This window comes from Paenibacillus dendritiformis (assembly GCF_015845845.1).
Lineage (GTDB): Bacteria > Bacillota > Bacilli > Paenibacillales > Paenibacillaceae > Paenibacillus_B > Paenibacillus_B dendritiformis_C.
Genome location: NZ_LDIG01000045.1, coordinates 29652 through 47074, shown reverse-complemented (window position 1 = coordinate 47074; position 17423 = coordinate 29652). Strand labels below are relative to the sequence as shown.

Annotated in this window: 10 protein-coding genes and 1 pseudogene; 2 read left to right on the top strand and 9 right to left on the bottom strand. The window is 57.4% G+C overall.

The features are described 5' to 3' along the window. Positions 1-38: 38 nt before the first annotated feature. Complete coding sequence (adhE, locus tag ABD76_RS00885; protein WP_420901902.1) at positions 39-2633, bottom strand: bifunctional acetaldehyde-CoA/alcohol dehydrogenase; 2595 nt, start codon at positions 2631-2633, stop codon at positions 39-41. A gap of 435 nt (positions 2634-3068) precedes the next feature. Here adhE and ABD76_RS00880 point away from each other — a divergent pair, with 435 nt between their 5' ends. Then, a complete protein-coding gene (locus tag ABD76_RS00880) occupies positions 3069-3779 on the top strand; it encodes a Crp/Fnr family transcriptional regulator (protein ID WP_040730586.1) in 711 nt (236 codons plus the stop codon). A 620-nt stretch (positions 3780-4399) separates the two neighbouring features. On the opposite strand, the pseudogene ABD76_RS00875 reads toward ABD76_RS00880, so the two are convergent. The 3 genes and pseudogenes from ABD76_RS00875 to nirB all read right to left on the bottom strand — a co-directional run bounded on the left by ABD76_RS00875 (position 4400) and on the right by nirB (position 8021). Next, a pseudogene (locus tag ABD76_RS00875) lies at positions 4400-5181 on the bottom strand (formate/nitrite transporter family protein). Positions 5182-5227: 46 nt separating this feature from the next. Then, positions 5228-5578 carry a nitrite reductase small subunit NirD gene (gene nirD, locus ABD76_RS00870; protein ID WP_197253493.1) on the bottom strand — a complete coding sequence of 117 codons (351 nt, stop codon included), beginning with the start codon at positions 5576-5578 and terminating at the stop codon, positions 5228-5230. Positions 5579-5597: 19 nt separating this feature from the next. Next, on the bottom strand, positions 5598-8021 hold the full coding sequence (gene nirB, locus ABD76_RS00865) for a nitrite reductase large subunit NirB (protein ID WP_197253491.1): 2424 nt from the start codon (positions 8019-8021) through the stop codon (positions 5598-5600). A gap of 367 nt (positions 8022-8388) precedes the next feature. Between nirB and ABD76_RS00860 the strand changes: the two genes are divergently transcribed. Next, positions 8389-11544, top strand: coding sequence for an alpha-amylase family protein (locus tag ABD76_RS00860; RefSeq protein ID WP_197253489.1), 3156 nt, complete (start codon positions 8389-8391; stop codon positions 11542-11544). 102 nt (positions 11545-11646) lie between these two features. Here ABD76_RS00860 and ABD76_RS00855 read toward each other — a convergent pair whose 3' ends face one another. From ABD76_RS00855 to ABD76_RS00835, 5 genes are all read right to left on the bottom strand, one after another. Next, positions 11647-12387: a hypothetical protein gene (locus ABD76_RS00855; protein WP_197253487.1), complete on the bottom strand. Its 741-nt coding sequence runs from the start codon at positions 12385-12387 to the stop codon at positions 11647-11649. Positions 12388-12542: 155 nt separating this feature from the next. Next, the gene (locus tag ABD76_RS00850; protein WP_197253485.1) at positions 12543-14483 is read right to left on the bottom strand and encodes an ABC transporter permease; all 1941 of its coding nucleotides are present in this window, start codon (positions 14481-14483) and stop codon (positions 12543-12545) included. After that, entirely contained in the window at positions 14455-15234 is a 780-nt protein-coding gene (locus ABD76_RS00845) for an ABC transporter ATP-binding protein (RefSeq protein ID WP_197253483.1), read from the bottom strand. Before ABD76_RS00845 ends, ABD76_RS00850 begins: the two co-directional genes overlap by 29 nt. Positions 15235-15483: 249 nt before the next feature. Beyond that, positions 15484-16539 carry a sensor histidine kinase gene (locus ABD76_RS00840; protein WP_197253481.1) on the bottom strand — a complete coding sequence of 352 codons (1056 nt, stop codon included), beginning with the start codon at positions 16537-16539 and terminating at the stop codon, positions 15484-15486. Further along, positions 16536-17246 carry a response regulator transcription factor gene (locus tag ABD76_RS00835; protein ID WP_197253573.1) on the bottom strand — a complete coding sequence of 237 codons (711 nt, stop codon included), beginning with the start codon at positions 17244-17246 and terminating at the stop codon, positions 16536-16538. The genes ABD76_RS00840 and ABD76_RS00835 overlap by 4 nt, the downstream gene beginning before the upstream one ends. Positions 17247-17423 lie beyond the last annotated feature (177 nt).

Sequence of the window (17423 nt, the reverse complement as noted above, 5' to 3'; positions counted from 1 at the left end):
AAGTGCTTATTGATGTGCTAGTTGATGCAATATTTATCTTATTCGAAGCGGCCATAAAAAGCGTCGCGGTATACTTCCGCCAGCTCGGACACAAGCGGCAGCTTCGGATTGGCGGTCGTGCATTGGTCTTCGAAGGCGCGATCCGCCAGATAGTCGACGCGGGATTCGAAATCCTTCGCATCGAAGCCCAGCTCCTGGAACGACTCCGGAATGCCCAGCTCGCGGTTCAGGCCGCGGATGGCTTCGATAAGGCTCTTCACGCCTTCTTCCGTCGTGCGGGCCGGCAATCCGAGAATACGGGCGATCTCGGCATAGCGCACATCTGCAACGAAATGGTCATATTTCGGGAAGGAAGCGAACTTCGTCGGCTTCTTCGCATTGTAGCGGATGACATGCGGCATCAAAATCGCATTCGTCCGTCCGTGCGCCGTATGATACTGCGCTCCCCACTTATGCGCCAAGCTGTGGTTGATGCCAAGGAATGCATTCGCGAACGCCATTCCCGCCAGGGTTGAGGCGTTATGCATTTTTTCACGCGCTTTCGGGCATGCTTCCCGGTAAGACTTCACCAGGTTCTCGAAGACGAGCTGGATAGCTTTAATCGCCAGTCCGTCGGTGTAATCGCTCGCCATGACGGAGACGTAAGCTTCAATCGCGTGCGTCAGCACGTCCATACCGGTGTCGGCCACGGCTGTTTTCGGCAAGCTGTAGACGAACTCAGGGTCGATGATAGCCACGTCCGGCGTCAGCTCGTAGTCTGCCAGCGGGTATTTCGTGTTGCCCTTCTCTTTGTCCGTGATGACCGCGAACGAGGTGACCTCGGATCCGGTACCGGACGTTGTCGGAATGGCGACGAATTTCGCCTTCTGGCCAAGACGCGGATATTTAAATGTGCGCTTGCGGATATCCAGGAACTTCTGCTTCAGATTGTCGAAGTCGGTATCCGGATATTCGTAGAACAGCCACATGCCCTTCGCCGCGTCCATCGGCGAGCCGCCGCCCAAGGCGATGATGCAGTCGGGCTCGAAGCTCCGCATCATTTCCGCCCCGCGCTCGACCGTCTTGGTGGACGGATCCGGCTCGACGTCGGAGAAGACTTCGATCGCAACCGGCGTCCGGCGCTGGCGGAGATAGTATTCCAGTTTCTCGACATACCCGAGCTTCACCATCATGGCGTCGGTGACGATCATCACCCGGTGGATGTCCGGCATTTTGGCCAAATATTGCGTTGCACCCTTTTCAAAATAAATCTTGTTCGGCACCTTAAACCATTGCATATTCACAGTTCGCTTCGCCACCCGTTTAATATTGAGCAGATTGACGGCCGTTACGTTGGAAGACGTCGAGTTGCGTCCGTAAGAGCCGCAGCCCAAGGTCAACGAAGGGATATTCGTATTGTAAATGTCCCCGATCGCGCCGTGCGTCGACGGCGAGTTGACGAGTATCCGTCCGGTCTGCAATCGGTCCGCGAAGCGGCGAATCACGTCATCGTCGTGGGAATGAATGACGGAGGAGTGACCCATGCCGCCGAAGGCGACGACCTCGGCCGCCCGGTCGATACCTTCCTGCGCGTTCTTCACCTTGTAGCAGGCGAGCACCGGGCTCAGCTTCTCGGCGGACAGCGGATACTTCGGTCCGACGCCGTCCAGCTCGGCCACCAGAATTTTCGTATCGTCCGGTACCGAGATGCCGGCCATATCCGCAATCTGCTTCGCGGATTGACCGACGATGGCCGGATTGACGGCGCAGGATTCGGCCTTCATCGCCATGCCCTGCAGCTTGCCGGTCTCTTCCTTCGTCAGGAAGCGGCAGCCTTTGGCCTGCATCAGCTTTTTCACTTCGGCAAAGACCGGTTCTTCGATGATGACCGCCTGCTCGGATGCGCAGATCATGCCGTTGTCGAACGTTTTGGACAGAATCAGGTCGGTGACCGCCTGCTCCAGTTCCGCCGTCTTGTCAATGAAGCATGGCACGTTGCCCGGGCCGACGCCGAGCGCCGGCTTGCCGCAGCTGTACGCCGCCCGAACCATGCCCGCTCCGCCTGTCGCGAGGATCAGCGCCACGTCCGGATGATTCATCAGCGCATTGGTCGCGTCCATGGACGGATATTCAATCCATTGGATACAGTGCTCGGGAGCGCCGTATTTGACCGCGGCGTCGTGCAAAATGCGGGCTGCTTCCGCGCTGCATTTCTGTGCCGACGGATGGAATCCGAAAATGATCGGGTTGCGCGTCTTAATGGAAATGAGCGCCTTGAACATCGTCGTGGACGTCGGGTTCGTCACCGGGGTAATCCCCATCACGATGCCGACCGGCTCCGCAATTTTCATATATGCGCCATTCGGATTATCCTCGATGACGCCGACGGTTTTCTCGTACTTTATCGAGTTGAAGATGTATTCCGTGGCAAAAATATTTTTCGTGATCTTGTCTTCATACACGCCGCGGCCCGTTTCTTCGACTGCCATTTTCGCCAAATGCATATGCTTGTCGAGACCGGCCAACGCCATTTGCTGCACAATCGTGTCAATCTGTTCCTGCGTCATGTCCATAAATGCCGCTTGAGCCTTCTTGGCGCGTGCCACCAATTGATCAATATGCTCTTGCGCATTCGGGACGTTTTTCTTTTCCATTGCCGTTGCTTTCGGTTGTGCTGCCATCTTCTCCGCCTCCGCTCCGTAGACCAAGTCAACCCGGGGTTCCGCTTCTCTGTCGGTTTGCTTTCTATTTATGATGCTGCGGATATCATCCGATGTTCCTCGGTTTTTTATTTGTGAATCTTTTCACAATCTAAGTTTAGCTTATTAGTGTTAAGTCTGTATGTGATCTGCATCACATCGCAACTCTTTTTTTCGTCTATCTTTTACAGCCCGTCCAGACTTTGTGACACTCGTCACAATCTGTCGCTATTTTGTAAAAAATTTAAACATTTCTAAATTGACAATACTCGTTGGAACGTACATGATAGTAGTATCAAAGGATTTAGTGAAACATGTCACATGATATATCGTAAAACCCAATAAATAACATTTGGAAATAGACAATTGGAGGCGAATGGAGTGGCCAACATGATGGAACAACTCGGCGAACACTGCAACTTATCGTGTTTTTCGGAGCAGAACCGACAGCGGCTGTTGGAGATAGCGAAGGATCGGACCTACCCCGAGAACTCGCATCTATTCTGGGAAGGCGACGTGTCCGATAAGCTCTTCATTCTGAAGAGCGGCCGCGTCAAAATAACGAAATCGACGGATGAAGGCAAGGAATTGATTCTCTATATGTATCAAGCCGGAGACATGATCGGGCAGGTCGACCCGTTCAACAGCACGAAGCACAGCTTCACGGCGGAAGTGATCGAGGAAGCCGAGCTCGGCCTGATCGATCAGAAGGATATTGAGATTTTAATCTGTCAATACTGCGATTTTTCGATCGACTTCATGAAATGGATGGGAATCCACCATCGTCTGACGCAGACGAAATTCCGCGATCTGATGATGTACGGCAAGCCGGGCGCGCTGTGCTCGACGCTGATCCGCCTGTCGAACACGTATGGAGAGGAGCTGGACGACGGCGGCGTGCTTATCAACAAGAAGATTACGCATACCGATTTGTCGAACATGATTGGCGCTACCCGCGAGAGCGTGAACCGGATGCTGAGCGATCTCCGCAAGAAGGGCGTGCTCGAATACGAGAGCGGCATGATTGTCATCCGCGAGCTGGATCATCTGCGGGACGTCTGCCGGTGTGAAATGTGTCCGAAGGAGATCTGCCGCATCTAGTTATCCGCTTATGACGGCCCTCCTTTCCCCATCCAATCGCATAGCGAAGCCAGCAGCTTGATGCCGCTGGCTTTTTTGCATGCTTGGCCCTGCGCCGCAGCCGCATCCCGTCCGCGTTTGCCCAGTTGCCTCCGCAGTTCTCTGTTTCCATCCGCAGGTGCTGTGTCTCCATCCGCAGGTGCTGTGTCTCACCACAATACTGCAATAACACATTATTTTTCTCCACTTCAGCTTAATTTTGTAAAAATTCCTGCGCTAGTGCATCATTTTGGCCAAATCTATCCCCTACTTCTCGCGATCTTATTAAAATGATGTATTTCTGCAGGAATTCCGGCCATGGTAAGCAGCCGCCATCCGAATGCTGCACTTTTGCAGCATTTTCGGACAGGTCGGGCGGCAACAAGAGGCTGAAGCAGCAAGGCCCCCTTTTATAGACATCAAAAAAACCCAAAGCCGGATGATTGCTCCCGCTTCAGGCTCTCTTGATTCATGCACTTTCATTAATGTGCTGTTGATGTACTGTGATGGACTGTTGATGTGCTCTTGATGTACTGTTGATGTACTGTGATAGACTGTTGATGGACTGACACGATGCAGAGCTGTTCCGCCCTGCGTGCGCATTATGACTGCTTCCGGACCGGGCTGATACACCAATAGGCCATGCCGACGAAAATGGCGCCGCCGACGATATTGCCCAGCGTCACGGGAATCATGTTATGCAGCCATCCCGCAATCGTCACCGTCTCCGGATGCTGAGGCAGCAGCAAAGCCGTCGTCAGCAGCGACATATTGGCCACGCTGTGCTCGAACCCGGTGGCGATGAAGGCGTATAGCATCCACCAGATCAATACCAGCTTGGCGATATCTTCCTTGGCGCGCATCGCCGTCCAGATCGCCAGACAGACGAGCCAGTTGCACAGAATGCCGCGGAAGAAAAGCTGATCGATCGGCAGCTTCATCTTCGTAACCGCCGCCGTGAACAGCAGATGATCGGCGGTACGGCCCCGAACACGCCCGATCCTCGAATGAGCAGACTGAACAGAACCGCCCCAAGCAGATTGCCGAGGAAGACGATGCACCAGTTCGCCCATGTCGTCCGCCAAGGCGTTCTTCCCGACAAGGAGCTGACGGTGAATAGCATATTATTCCCCGTGAACAGCTCGGAGCCGGCGAATATAACCAGGGTGAGGGCAATGCCGAAGGACATGCCCATCACCAGCGGCACGGCAGGAGAGCCAGCCGCCTTGAAGCTGCCGCCAACCGTAAAAATAAGCATAATGCCGAAGCCGACATAGGCGCCTGCCAGCATCGCCGACACGATATAACGCGACAGCCCCGATTGCATCAGCTTCTTCTTCGCCTCTACCGCTTCATTGACGGCTTCCAGGGATCCCTTGAACATCGCGTCTCCTCTCCTCTCTTCTCTATCCAGCAAACGGATCTTTTACCTACATGCCGCCGTCACGGCCTGCCCCGCCTGCCGCTATCATCACGATGCCATCCTCCGCCTTGATCGGATAGGTCTTTACCTGTCCGCTGTCGGGCGCCTGGACGCGGCCGTCGCGAAGATCGATCTTCCAGTCATACAGCGGATCGTACAAATAATGTCCCGATACGATTCCTTCGCTGAGCGGGCCGCCCTTCGGGTGCGGGCTCCGATCCTCCAGCGCATACCATCCGCCTTCCGTCCGGAAGACCGCGACCGCTTCGCCATTCATCCGCACGACGCGCCCCACTCGCGGCAAAAACTGCTCCATCTCCCCTACCGGCACAAACGCTCCGGCTGCTGATTTGGCCATGCTCGTCTCCTCCTCTCCGCTATTGCTCCAAAGTAACGGCTTCGAACAGCTTGCTCCGCAAATCCGGCTGATCCAAGACTTGCTTCCATGGGTCTTCCGCCTGGGCCAGGGCGATGTTGATCCGTTCGACGAGCCGCTTGCGCTCTTCGCCGTCTTCCACCACGGTACGCCGGATCGCATCCAATCCGATTCGTTCTACCCATTCCGAAGTCCGCTCCAAATAGTTGGCCGTCTCGCGGTAATATTGAATGGCGGCCGCCGTCATCTCGACAAGCTCTTCATCCGTCTTGACCTTGCACAGCAGATCCGCCAGCCGCGGCTTGATGCCGCCGTTGCCGCCGATATAGATTTCCCAGCCGCCGTCATTGCCGACGATGCCGATATCCTTCGTGCAGGATTCGGCGCAGTTGCGCGGGCATCCGTTCACTGCCATTTTGAACTTGGCCGGGTAGTCGATCCGCTCGAACTTGCGCTCCAGCAGCGCGCCCATGGCCAGCGAATCCTGGGTGCCGAAGCGGCAGTATCGGGAGCCGACGCAGGTCTTGACCGTGCGCAGCGATTTGGCGTAGGCATAGCCCGACGGCATATCGAGCGCCTCCCACACTTTCGGCACATCTTCTTTTTTGACGCCGATCAGATCGATCCGCTGTCCCCCCGTCATTTTGACGAGCTCCACATTATATTGAAGCGACACATCCGCGATTTTTTTCAGCTCCTCCGGCGAGGTCATGCCGCCGTACATGCGCGGCACGACCGTGTAGGTGCCGTCCTTTTGGATGTTGGCGTTCATTCGCTCGTTCACGAAGCGCGACGCTTTGTCGTCCCGGTAGCTTTCCGGCCAGATCATGCCGAGATAGTAGTTGAGCGCGGGACGGCATTTCGAGCAGCCCTCCGGCTGCTTCCATTCCAGCGCAGCCATCACTTCGTGAATCGTATGGAGCCCCTGCTCCCGAATCGCGGCGACAATCTCGTCGCGCGAATGCTCGGTGCAGCCGCAGATGCCTTGCTTCCCGGCCCCGGCTTCGAAGCCGTCGCCGAGGGCATGCTGGAGCAGCTGCTCCACCAGCGGCTTGCAGCCGCCGCAGGAGCGCGAAGCGCCGGTGCAAGCTTTGACTTCGTCCAGCGTCGTCAGGCCGTTATTCGCGATAGCGTCCAAAATCATCTTTTTGGTTACGCCATTGCAGCCGCAGACGATATCGTCATCCGCCAACTCGGCGGCCGCATTCGCCTTCGAGCCGCAGCAGCCCCCTGTACCCGTCAATTCCTGGTACAGTTCGTCGGTCATGGCAGCCCCCTGCTTCACGAGGCGTTCCAGCTTGGCGGCATCATCCGTGTCGCCGAACAGCACGGCGCCGACGATGATATTGTCCCGGAGCACGATTTTCCGGTACGTGCGTTTCCACCCGTCATGGAAGGTCAGGGTGGTGCATTCCGGCGTCTCCAGGAAGATGCCTGTCGAGAAGACATCGACGTTGGACACTTTGAGCTTGGTCGAGCAGACCGAGCCTTCATACGGCTTCGTCTCCACGCCGGCGAGCGTCTTGGCAAGCACCGCCCCCTGCTCGAACAGCGGAGCGACGAGCCCGTAGCAGACGCCGCGATGCTCCGTGCACTCCCCGACGGCGTAGACGTCTTCGGCGGATGTCCGCATCCAGTCGTCCACCACGATGCCCCGGTTCACGTTGAGGCCGCTCGCCTGGCCGATGCCGACATTCGGACGAATGCCGACCGCCATGACGACGAACTCCGCCTTCAATTCCGTCCCGTCGCTGAAGCGAAGGCCTTCCACGCGCTCGCCGCCCGTAATCTCCACCGTCTGCTTGCCGAGCGCGAACCGGATGCCTTGCCGCTCCAGTTCCTGTTCTAGCAGGCGCGCCGCGGTCATATCGAGCTGGCGCTCCATCACATAGTCGGGCAGATGGACCACCGTCACGTCCATGCCCAGCTGAACCAGCCCCTTGGCCGCTTCGAGCCCGAGCAGACCTCCGCCGATGACCGCTGCCGTCTTATACGTTCCCGCTGCGGCAATCATGCGATCGCAATCCTCGATGCTGCGGAAGCCGATGACGCCTTCCTTGTCCGCGCCGGACACAGGCAGCCGAAATGGCGTCGATCCGGTCGCGATGATAACCCGATCATACGGCACCTCGCGGCCCTTATCGGTCAGGACGACGCGGCGTCCGGTGTCGATCCGCTCCCCTTTCTCGCCCGCCAGCAGCGTAATGCCGGCCTCTTCATACCACGAATACGGATTCAATACGATGTCATCCAGCTTCTTGCTGCCCTCCAGCACGTAAGACAGCAGAATCCGGTTATAGTTGGGATGCGGTTCCTCCCCAATCACCGTAATGTCGTAACGGTCGGTCAGCTTCAACAGTTGCTCCACCGTATTGATGCCTGCCATGCCGTTGCCTACGACGACCAGCCGCCATTTTCGTTCCATGGTGGTCCCTCCTTCTCACAATCGAAAATCCTCATTCATAAATTGTTACTTTTTTCACATACATTTATATTAGTATTTTACCTCTAACTGGAAGCAAGGCGAGTGATTATACGCACATCAAATGTGTCAATTTTCTCTCGGGTTTGTTCACATTTGGCTCAAACCGCTCCGTTCGCGCTCCGGGGTTTTTGCCGCTGCACTTGCCATCGAACCTCAGCACCAACTACGGGAAGGGAATTTCTTATAAAGACAGTCCTTCCCGCTTCCCCTATAATGAGAACAGCGTCAATTCAAGATTTTCAAATTAAAAGATGGTTCGAAACGTCCGCTGCGGCCTTTTGAACACGCACTTAAAGGAGCTGCTGCAATGAAGACTTCTTATGTATGCCTATATGATCCAACCTTCCCGTCCGCTGGCGGCCCACTCCCTTCCGGCATGAGAGAACGCCTCGCCGCCGAATGGAATATCGTGCAAGCGGATCAGCTTGCCGAGGCGCTGGACGCGCAGCAGGGCGGCGTATTTATCAACCTGCACGCCCCGTACTTCCCGAAGAGCGCGTGGACGTCCATCGCCGCGTTCCTCGAACGGGGCGGACATCTGCTCAGCGCCGGCGGCTCCCCCTTCCGCATTCCCGTCTACCGCGACGGCGGCGGCTGGACACCGGAGCCGGAGCAGACGGCCTATCACCAGCGCCTTCGCATCCACGAGTGCATGCCGGTGCAGGCGGAACGGTTCGAGCGCTTCGCCGCCAACGCGGAGCGGCCCCTGTTCGAACTGGCGGCGCCGCTGTGGCCGGCCTCGCCGACCTGCAGCTTCGTGCTATGGGTGACCCGGCACGACGACTGTCCCGGCGAGCACGGTTCCGCCGGCCCGATGGATGCGCATATCATTCCGCTCGTGATCGCGCTGGACCGCGACGGCCGGGAGGTCGGCGCGCCCGTCGTGCTCCTCGAGAACACGAAGGGCGAGTTCGCCGGCACCCGCTGGCTGTTCGTGAACCAGCCGCTGACCGCGGAGTTCCTGGAACAGGCGGGCGCGGAGGCGCTCCTGGCCTGGGCCCGCTATTGCTCGTACGGCGTCAGCGATTGGTGGCTGAAGCCGAGCCTGGCCTGCTATGAGCCGGGCGAGCGTCCGAAGCTGACCCTGCAGACGCAGCTCCTGCCCGCGGCCCGCGCCAGTTACGGCGCCGGCGGACCGCTGGCCGCTTCGCGGCGAAGCGCGGCCGACCCTGCGGAAGTCGTCTGGCAGGCCAGCGTCGAGGTGACAGCGAACGACGGCGAGGTGCTGTGGCGCAGCGAGTTCGCCGTGCGCTGCGGGCGGGAGCTGGAGCGGCTGACCTTGCAGCCGGACACCGTGCTCGCTCCGGGCATGTACCGGGTGAATGCCCGGCTCGTGAGCGGCACTGGCGAGGTCCGCCTGCTCCGGCAGGGCTTCTGGTGCCGCGACGAAGAGCTGCTTCGCAGCGGCTCCTTCCTGAAGGCGGGCCGGGATTACTTCGAGCGCGACGGCGTTCCCGTTCCCATCGTCGGCATGACGTATATGTCGAGCGATGTGGCGCGCAAATTCGTCTTCCTGCCGAACGCAGCGGTATGGGATCGCGATATGGCCCAGATGAAGAAGGCCGGGATCAATCTGATCCGCACCGGCTTCTGGACCGCCTACCGCCACATCATGTATGTGGACGGACATCCGTCGGAGGATGTGCTGTGCGCCCTGGACGCTTTCTTCCTGACCGCGAAGAAGCACGGCATCGAAGTATGCTTCAACTTCTTCTCCTTCGCGCCGGAGCTGTGGGAAGGATCGAACCCTTATCTCGATCCCCGCAGCATCGAGGCGCAGAAGCGCTTTATCGGGGCAGTCGTCGAGCGGCACCGCCACTCGTCGTTCGTCCACTGGGATCTGATTAACGAGCCGTCCCTGTTCGACCCGAAGCGGGTATTCGCCGGACCGCGCAGCGCGAAGGACAAGTATGAGATCGCGGCCTTCCGGGAATGGCTTCAGGAACGCTACGCCGGCGATATCCGCCTGCTGCAGGAGCGCTGGGGCATGACGCCGGAGCAGGTGCCTGGCTTCCATGCGATTATGCCTCCGGAGCCGCAGGAGATTAACTTCGATGCCCAGGATATGATTAAGGAGAAAAAAGGCACGCGCTGGCTCGATTATTCGCTGTTCACGATGGAGATGCTCAACCGGTGGGTGCAGGCGATGCGCGACACGATTTCGTTCCATCAGCCGGAGCAGCTCGTATGCGTCGGCCAGGATGAGGCGCTGGCGGCGCAGCGGCCAAGCCCGTTCTTCTATGAAGCGTCCGTCGACTATACGTCCAACCATTCGTGGTGGCTGTATGATCAGCTTATTTGGGACGGCGTGTTCACGAAAACGCCGTACAAGCCGAATCTCATTCAGGAGACGGGCATCATGTACGGCACGACGCCGGACGGCTTCGCCCTGCGGACCGAGGAGCAGCTGCGCAACATTTTGGAACGGAAATACGCCTATGCGTTCGCGACCGGCTGCGCCGGAGCGGTGCAGTGGATCTGGAACACGAATTTCTATATGAACAATGTGAATGAATCCAATATCGGCGCGCTGCGCGCGGACGGCACGGAGAAGCCGGAGGCCGATGTCTCCTATGACTTCGGCGTATTCATGCAGGCGGCAGCCCCGCTCTTCCGGGATCGCGAGTTGGAGCCGATCGTCGTCGTCTACCCGGAAGCGAATGATCTGTCGAACCGGCGGATGGCGGCCGAAGCGACGTCAACGGCGGCGCGCGTGCTCGCCTATCAATTGAAGGCTCCGTTCCGGGCGATGGGAGAATACCAGCTTGAAGCGCTGGATGATATGCCGCCGCGGCTCATTATCGTGCCGTCTCCGCATCATTTGACCGATGGGGCCCTCGATCGCCTGCTCTCCTTCGCGGAGCGTTCCGGCGCGACCCTGCTCATTACCGGCCCGATCGGACGCAACGAATATTGGCAGGCGACCGCGCGGATGGACAGCCTGATCGGCCCGCGCCGCCTCGCCAGCGTCGTGCGCGAGGAGCGCTTCCACCTCGGAGGACGGGAGATTCCGCTCTCGTTCGGCGGCCGCAAGATCAAGCAAGTGTTCAAAGAAACGAATGCCGACGGCAGCGCGCCCGCGCTCGTGGAGCGGCCGCTCGGACGCGGCAAGCTGCTCTGGATCGGCCTCCCGATCGAATGGAACGATCGGCATTCCTCCGTCGCCGAGCTGTACGCGCATGCCATCCAGACCGCGTCCATCGAACCTGATTTTCGCTGGGAGGAAGGCGGCAGCCGCCCGGGAGTGTACGGACGATGCCTCACCTTCGCGGAGGGCCGGCTCTATCTGTTCGTGTCCGAATCGGGGCAGGACGAGACCGTCCGCATCGTCCAGCCGGATAACGGAACAACGTACGCCTTCAAGCTGGCCAGCGAGCGCACCGTCATGTTCGCTGCCGATTGCCAAGGCGAGCTGATCGCCGTGTACCGGCCGCGGGAAGTCGAGATCGCGGTCATCAAGTAAACGGACAGGCAAGACCAGACACGTCCGGATAACGTCAACAAGCCCTTGCGCCGCAATCGTGCATTGCGTCGCAAGGGCTTGTCCCGTCTGTACCCCATTTATTTATGGTGTAATCTTGAGTTCGATCTCGTCATCAGGCTCCAGCTTCCGCTTGGCATCCTGACTGTAGTTCAGCTTCTTGTCATTCAGCTTCAAGGTGAGAACCGCTGTGGCCTCCGGTTCCTTCTCGCCGATGCGAAGGACATGCTTCCGGTCCTCGTCCAGACTGATCTGGGCGAAGTTCTGAACCAGCTCCTGGAGCGTCAATTCCTCCGTCCAACGGACAAGATAGGAATTCGTAATGTTCGGCGCGACCGTACCGCCGTCGATGCGAAGCGTAACGCCGGGAGCCGCCACATGGTTCGTGCGGACCTCCAGCTTCTTGATGAAGACGCCGACGACATCGTCAGGCTTCAGCTCCTTCTCCATCGCGAATGGCAGCACATATTCCTTCCCGTTCAGCAGCAGGCCCCATTCCATCTTCGGATCGAGAGCCACGTCGCCGACCGAGACGATGGTGGACTTGTCTTCCGATACTTTGACGGTTCCGGATTGCTTCAGCGCGTCGACAAGCTTCATGGATGGCTCATAGCTGAGCACGATGCGCTCCGACAAAGTTGGAACGAATGTGCCTCCGTCAATCGAGACGATGACTTCCTTCCCGGGAGGCTGTGCGTCTTCTTGCTCTCCCCGGTGGGAAACGCTTGAAGCGCATGCTGAAGACACCAAAAAGAGAACGCCCAGCAGAAGCAGTTCCAAGCCGAACCAGCTGCCCCTCCTGAAGCTGACATGATGTTTCCCCATTGCCGTCAACTCACTTTCCCGCCTTCAAGTTAACCGCATTCACTTGAGACACTCTGCCTCTATTATGCATGAAAGATGACGAGAAAAAGTTTCAATCCAGTAACAATAACAGCGGGGTTATCCATCATTCGACACGGATGGAAGATCGCGTCAAGCTAGACGACGGCCTCCTCCAAAATCTTGCCCATATAAGCGCGCCGCGCCATCAAAAAATAGAGCGTCTGCATCAGAACGAACAGGCCGACCACGGTAACGCCGTAGCCCATCACATTGATGTTCATCAAATTGGTCAAGGTCTTCATCGCGAACAGCGTATGGATGCTGCCGACGAAGCACGGGGCGTAGAAGATGAGCCCGACCTGGAAGGTCACGACGCGGCGAATCTCCGCGACCGACAGACCGATGCGGGTCAGCGCCCGGAAATGCGTCTGGTCATCCTGCAGCTCCGTGAACAGCTTGAAGTAGATGACGCTTCCGCTCGCGATGAAGAACAGCAGACTGATGAACAAGCCGATGAACAGTACGAGCGAGGAAGACTGCCGGGTCGCGTTCCAGTCCTCGGTCCGGCTGTACATGTCGAATTCCGATGCCGGATCCCGCATTTCCCGTATGCGTTCCATCAGCGGCAGCGCATCCTCCCAGTCGGTCCAGTTCATGGCATACAGCGTCTGCGCCTGATCCGCCGGCGCCTGGCGATACAGCCGCTCCAACAGGGCATCGGGAACGACGAACAAACTGAAACTGACGCTCCTCGTCAATACGATCTGGTTCGAACGCACCTCCTGAACCTCAAGCTGAAACGGCTTCGCTTGACCTTCGACCCGAACGGAAAGGCGATCGCCTTCCTGCATGTCATGGGATAAATACTCATTAAACAGCATATCGCGCTGATCGACCAGAACCCCTTTGCCTTCCTGAATCCGGACAGGATCATACCCCAACTCCCGGGCAAGCCGATTGAAGTCCGATTCTCCGACCAATGCGCTATAACGCTCCAGCCCGGCACCCTTCACCTTCGCATCGACGACGCGGGCCTTGCCGGAGAAGGTGACGTGATGCTTCATTTGCTCCGCCAGACGCTCAATGCGCTCCGGCGTGACCGGCGGTTGATCCGCCTTGCCGGCGGACATCGTCAAGACGAACGGATTATTGAGTCTGACCGAGATTCTCATCCCTTGATCGAAGGCATATACGGTGGCGGTGGCGGTAAGCACGACGGCGCAGAGTATCGACACGTTGAACAGCACGCGGGCATTATCCTTCATTTTGAAGGCCGCTTGCGAGACATTCAGGAGATGGGTGCCCCGGTAATAGAACCGCTTATTCTTCTGCAGACCTCGAATAACCGCCACGCTGAGCTGCGTGAACAAAAAGTACGTGCCCAGCACAGTCAGTCCGATAATCGGCATTGCCGACAAAATAAACAATCTCAGATCGGTCACAAAAGCGAGTCCATAGCCGCTGCCGAGCGTAAGCACCGACAGGAACACGAGGAACCAGGAAAACTTGGGAGGCGACTTCGGCTCCTTGTCCGCCCGTATCAGATGGATAATCTCGACCCGGCTCACATGTCGCAGCGAGAAGAGCGTAATGAAGGCGAACAGCAGCAGATAGCCGATGGATGTCAGCCCGATCGCGGACGGACTTATATAGAAGCTCAGCGGCTCGTCCACCCGCAGCAGCCGGGACATCGCCATCAGGAACAGCTTCAGCAGCACCATGCCGCTTCCGATCCCTACGACGATCGCCATAATGGAGATCACCATATTTTCATAAAATACGAGCATCCGAAGCTGCCCTTTGGTCGAGCCGAACAGCGACAGCAGGCCAAGCTCTTTTTGCCGGGATTTCAGAAAAGCGGAGCTTGAGTACAGAATGAAAAAAAACGAGAACATCATGATGAGAACTTCGCATACAATCATCAGCTGGCGCACATAGTCGCTTTCCTGGATCTTGCCGTCCGCCACCTCCGGATGGTAAATCATCGACGCGTATACGAAAAAGATCATGACGGCGAAGACGCAGCTCAGAAAATAAGCGCTGTACCGGTGCCAGCTTCCTTTTATATTATTGATAGCGAGCTGTCGGTACGTCATCGAATTGGCCCCCTAACAGACTGAGCGAGTCTAATATGTGCTGGAAGAACGTCTGCCGGTTCGAGCCGCGGCGCAGCTCGGAAAAGATTTGTCCGTCCTTGATGAACAAAATCCGCTTGCAGTAGCTCGCTGCGAACGGATCATGCGTTACCATGAGAATGGTGCGGTTCTGGTTCTCATTCAGATCTTGAAGGGCGTTCATCACTTCCTTCGCCGCCTTCGAATCGAGATTCCCGGTCAGTTCGTCCGCCAGCAGCAGGGACGGCTGATGAATCACCGCACGCGCAATGGCCGTCCGCTGCTTCTGTCCCCCCGATACCTCGTACGTCCGCTTGTCCAGAATCGGCTCGATGCCAAGCCAACGAATGGTATCGGCCAGCCGCTGCTCGATATCGCGCGCCGAGATTTGATCCAGCGCCAGCGGCAAAATGATATTCTCCTTAATGCTGAGCGTGTCCAGCAGATTGAAATCCTGGAACACGAACCCGAGCTCCCGGCGGCGGAAATGGGCCAGCTTCTTGTTGCTCAGCTTCGTCGGATCCGTTCCGTTAATCCATAGCTTGCCGGAAGTCGGCTTGTCTATCGTCGCGAGAATGTTGAGCAGCGTCGTCTTCCCGCTTCCCGACGGGCCCATAATGCCCACGAATTCTCCCTCTTCCACATGCAGATGAATGTCTTTCAGCGCCGTATACGTCATTTTTCCTTTGGTGCCGTATACTTTGGATAGCTGCTCCGCTCGTAGAACCTCCATATTTTCTATCCCCTTTCCCGTCATGCCTGCAAATCATCCCGTTCGTTTCTTTTCTTCAGTATAACCGTTTTCGGGCGGGCCCGACATGGAAAAGCCTTTCGCAAGCTTACAAACTTGTCATCTAAGGCCGCCAGACCGCTGCCCGCGCCCGCAGCTCAGCCAACGCAAACAACGCATGTACGGCAGCCGGCTGCCATGCACGCGTTGTTAGCGAGGATTGGAACGGGGCGGGTGCATGACCCGCCCGGCTCATATGCGGTGGATGCCGTCGGAATGGAAGCCAAGCGTGAAGGTCGTGCCCGCATGCGGTTCCGATTCGACGCTGATCGTATGACCGAGCTTGCCGCACACCTGCTTGACCAGATACAGCCCCATCCCGGTGGCATCCCCTTCCCTTCGTCCATTCTCTCCGGTGAAGAAGGCATCGAAGATACGGGGGATATCATGCGGCTCGATGCCGACGCCCTCATCCTGCACCCGAAGCTGCACGGCGCCGTCCGTCTGCTGCACCGTGAACTGGAGCGACTTGGCCCCTTCCTTATCCTTCATATATTTGATCGCGTTCGTGACCAGTTGGGTCAGAATGAACGCCAGCCATTTCTCATCGCTCTCGACCATCGTGTCGCCGGGCGTGACCTTCGGATAGATCTGATAACGAATGAGTGCTTTCTTATTTTGATTGATCACCTGCCGGATGACATGCTGCAGCGACAGTCCCGTTACGTGCAGATCGAGGTCGAACTTCTCCATGCGGGCCGTATGCAGCATCATGTCGAGCCCGCGCGCGAGCCGATCCGTCTCTTCGGCGATGCTTCGCAGCAACTGCTCCGTCTCTTCCAGCGACAGCGGCTGAGGCGTCTGCTGCGAGATCAGATGCAACACCGACACCGGCGTCTTCATATGATGAACCCACTGGTTCGTAAAATGAAGATGCTGCTCGCGGTTCTTCTGCATCGTCAACAGCTCGTCCATATAGGCGCTGTACTGGCGGCTGATCAGGCCGTGAACCCGCTCCTGCTCCTGCGTCTGCGGATGCTGAAGGCAGAGCGTGAAATCATTGCTGCTCGCATTCTCCTCCGCGTTCTTCATCTCGCGGAACCAGCGCCGCTGCCGTGAATAGTCATAGAGTAAGCCGACGAGGATAACGGCTCCGCCCAGCACGAATACGTAGGTCAGGCTCCCGCTGTACACATAGCGCTGCCCGATCCCGAGATCGAGCCAGACGATAAGCAGGGCGACGAACAGCGCGGCGAAGCAGGCCAGCACCAGGAGCAGCCGATCCTTCACGAAGCGCCAAAAGGTCATGCCCAATCCCCGTCTTCCGTCCACGAGGGCTGCAAGCGGTATCCCTGTCCGCGCATCGTCTCGATCGCTTTATGAATGCCAATCTCCTCCAGCTTCTTGCGCACGCGGGTCACATTCACGGTCAACGTGTTGTCGTCCACGAAGTCGACATCATCCCACAGCGTCTCCAGCAGCGTCTCCCGGGACACGATATGGCCGGCGCGCTCCATGAGCACGGCAAGCAGAAGCGCCTCGTTCTTTGTCAGATCGACGCGGCTCCCCTTCCATTCCAGCGTATTCCGGGAGCGGTGGAGGCTCAGGCCATGCACGACCAGCTCCTCGCCGCCGCTGTTGGAAGCGTACTCTCCATAGGTCCGGCGCAGGACGCCCTTCACCTTCGCCAGCAGGACATCAAGATGGAACGGCTTCGTGATGAAATCGTCGCCCCCATTCTCGATAGCCATCACCTGATCCATCTCTCCGGTGCGCGCGGATACGAAAATAATCGGGGCATTGGTCACCATCCGGAACTGCCGGCACCAATAGAATCCGTCATAGGCCGGCAAATGAATATCGAGCAGAATCAAATCCGGATTTATTGCAAGCAGTTCTTCCTTCAGCGCCTTGAAATCGGTCGCTCGCGTCACTTTGTAATCATATTTCTCCAGTGAAGATTGCAGAATGGAAGCAATCTTGTCATCATCTTCAACGATCATAATCCGATACATGGTTCTCATCCCCCACTCTGTCTGTATACCGATGCGCAGCATATTTTTCATCATATCACAAACCGCCCGCCGGACAAACAGCCGGATTTTTTACTTGGTTCTGGAAAATGTTTGACGATTTGGTGAACGGCTTATATAATAGAAAACAGTCATCGCGGCCATACGAAAGAACCGTTA

Bases quoted from the DNA above. Each gene is read 5' to 3' on its own strand.
- ABD76_RS00880 (WP_040730586.1), top strand. From the start codon at position 3,069: ATGATGGAACAACTCGGCGAACACTGCAACTTATCGTGTTTTTCGGAG.
- ABD76_RS00835 (WP_197253573.1), bottom strand. From the start codon at position 17,246: ATGTATCGGATTATGATCGTTGAAGATGATGACAAGATTGCTTCCATT.
- nirD (WP_197253493.1), bottom strand. From the start codon at position 5,578: ATGGCCAAATCAGCAGCCGGAGCGTTTGTGCCGGTAGGGGAGATGGAG.
- ABD76_RS00845 (WP_197253483.1), bottom strand. From the start codon at position 15,234: ATGGAGGTTCTACGAGCGGAGCAGCTATCCAAAGTATACGGCACCAAA.
- ABD76_RS00850 (WP_197253485.1), bottom strand. From the start codon at position 14,483: ATGACGTACCGACAGCTCGCTATCAATAATATAAAAGGAAGCTGGCAC.
- ABD76_RS00855 (WP_197253487.1), bottom strand. From the start codon at position 12,387: ATGGGGAAACATCATGTCAGCTTCAGGAGGGGCAGCTGGTTCGGCTTG.
- ABD76_RS00860 (WP_197253489.1), top strand. From the start codon at position 8,389: ATGAAGACTTCTTATGTATGCCTATATGATCCAACCTTCCCGTCCGCT.
- nirB (WP_197253491.1), bottom strand. From the start codon at position 8,021: ATGGAACGAAAATGGCGGCTGGTCGTCGTAGGCAACGGCATGGCAGGC.
- ABD76_RS00840 (WP_197253481.1), bottom strand. From the start codon at position 16,539: ATGACCTTTTGGCGCTTCGTGAAGGATCGGCTGCTCCTGGTGCTGGCC.
- adhE (WP_420901902.1), bottom strand. From the start codon at position 2,633: ATGGAAAAGAAAAACGTCCCGAATGCGCAAGAGCATATTGATCAATTG.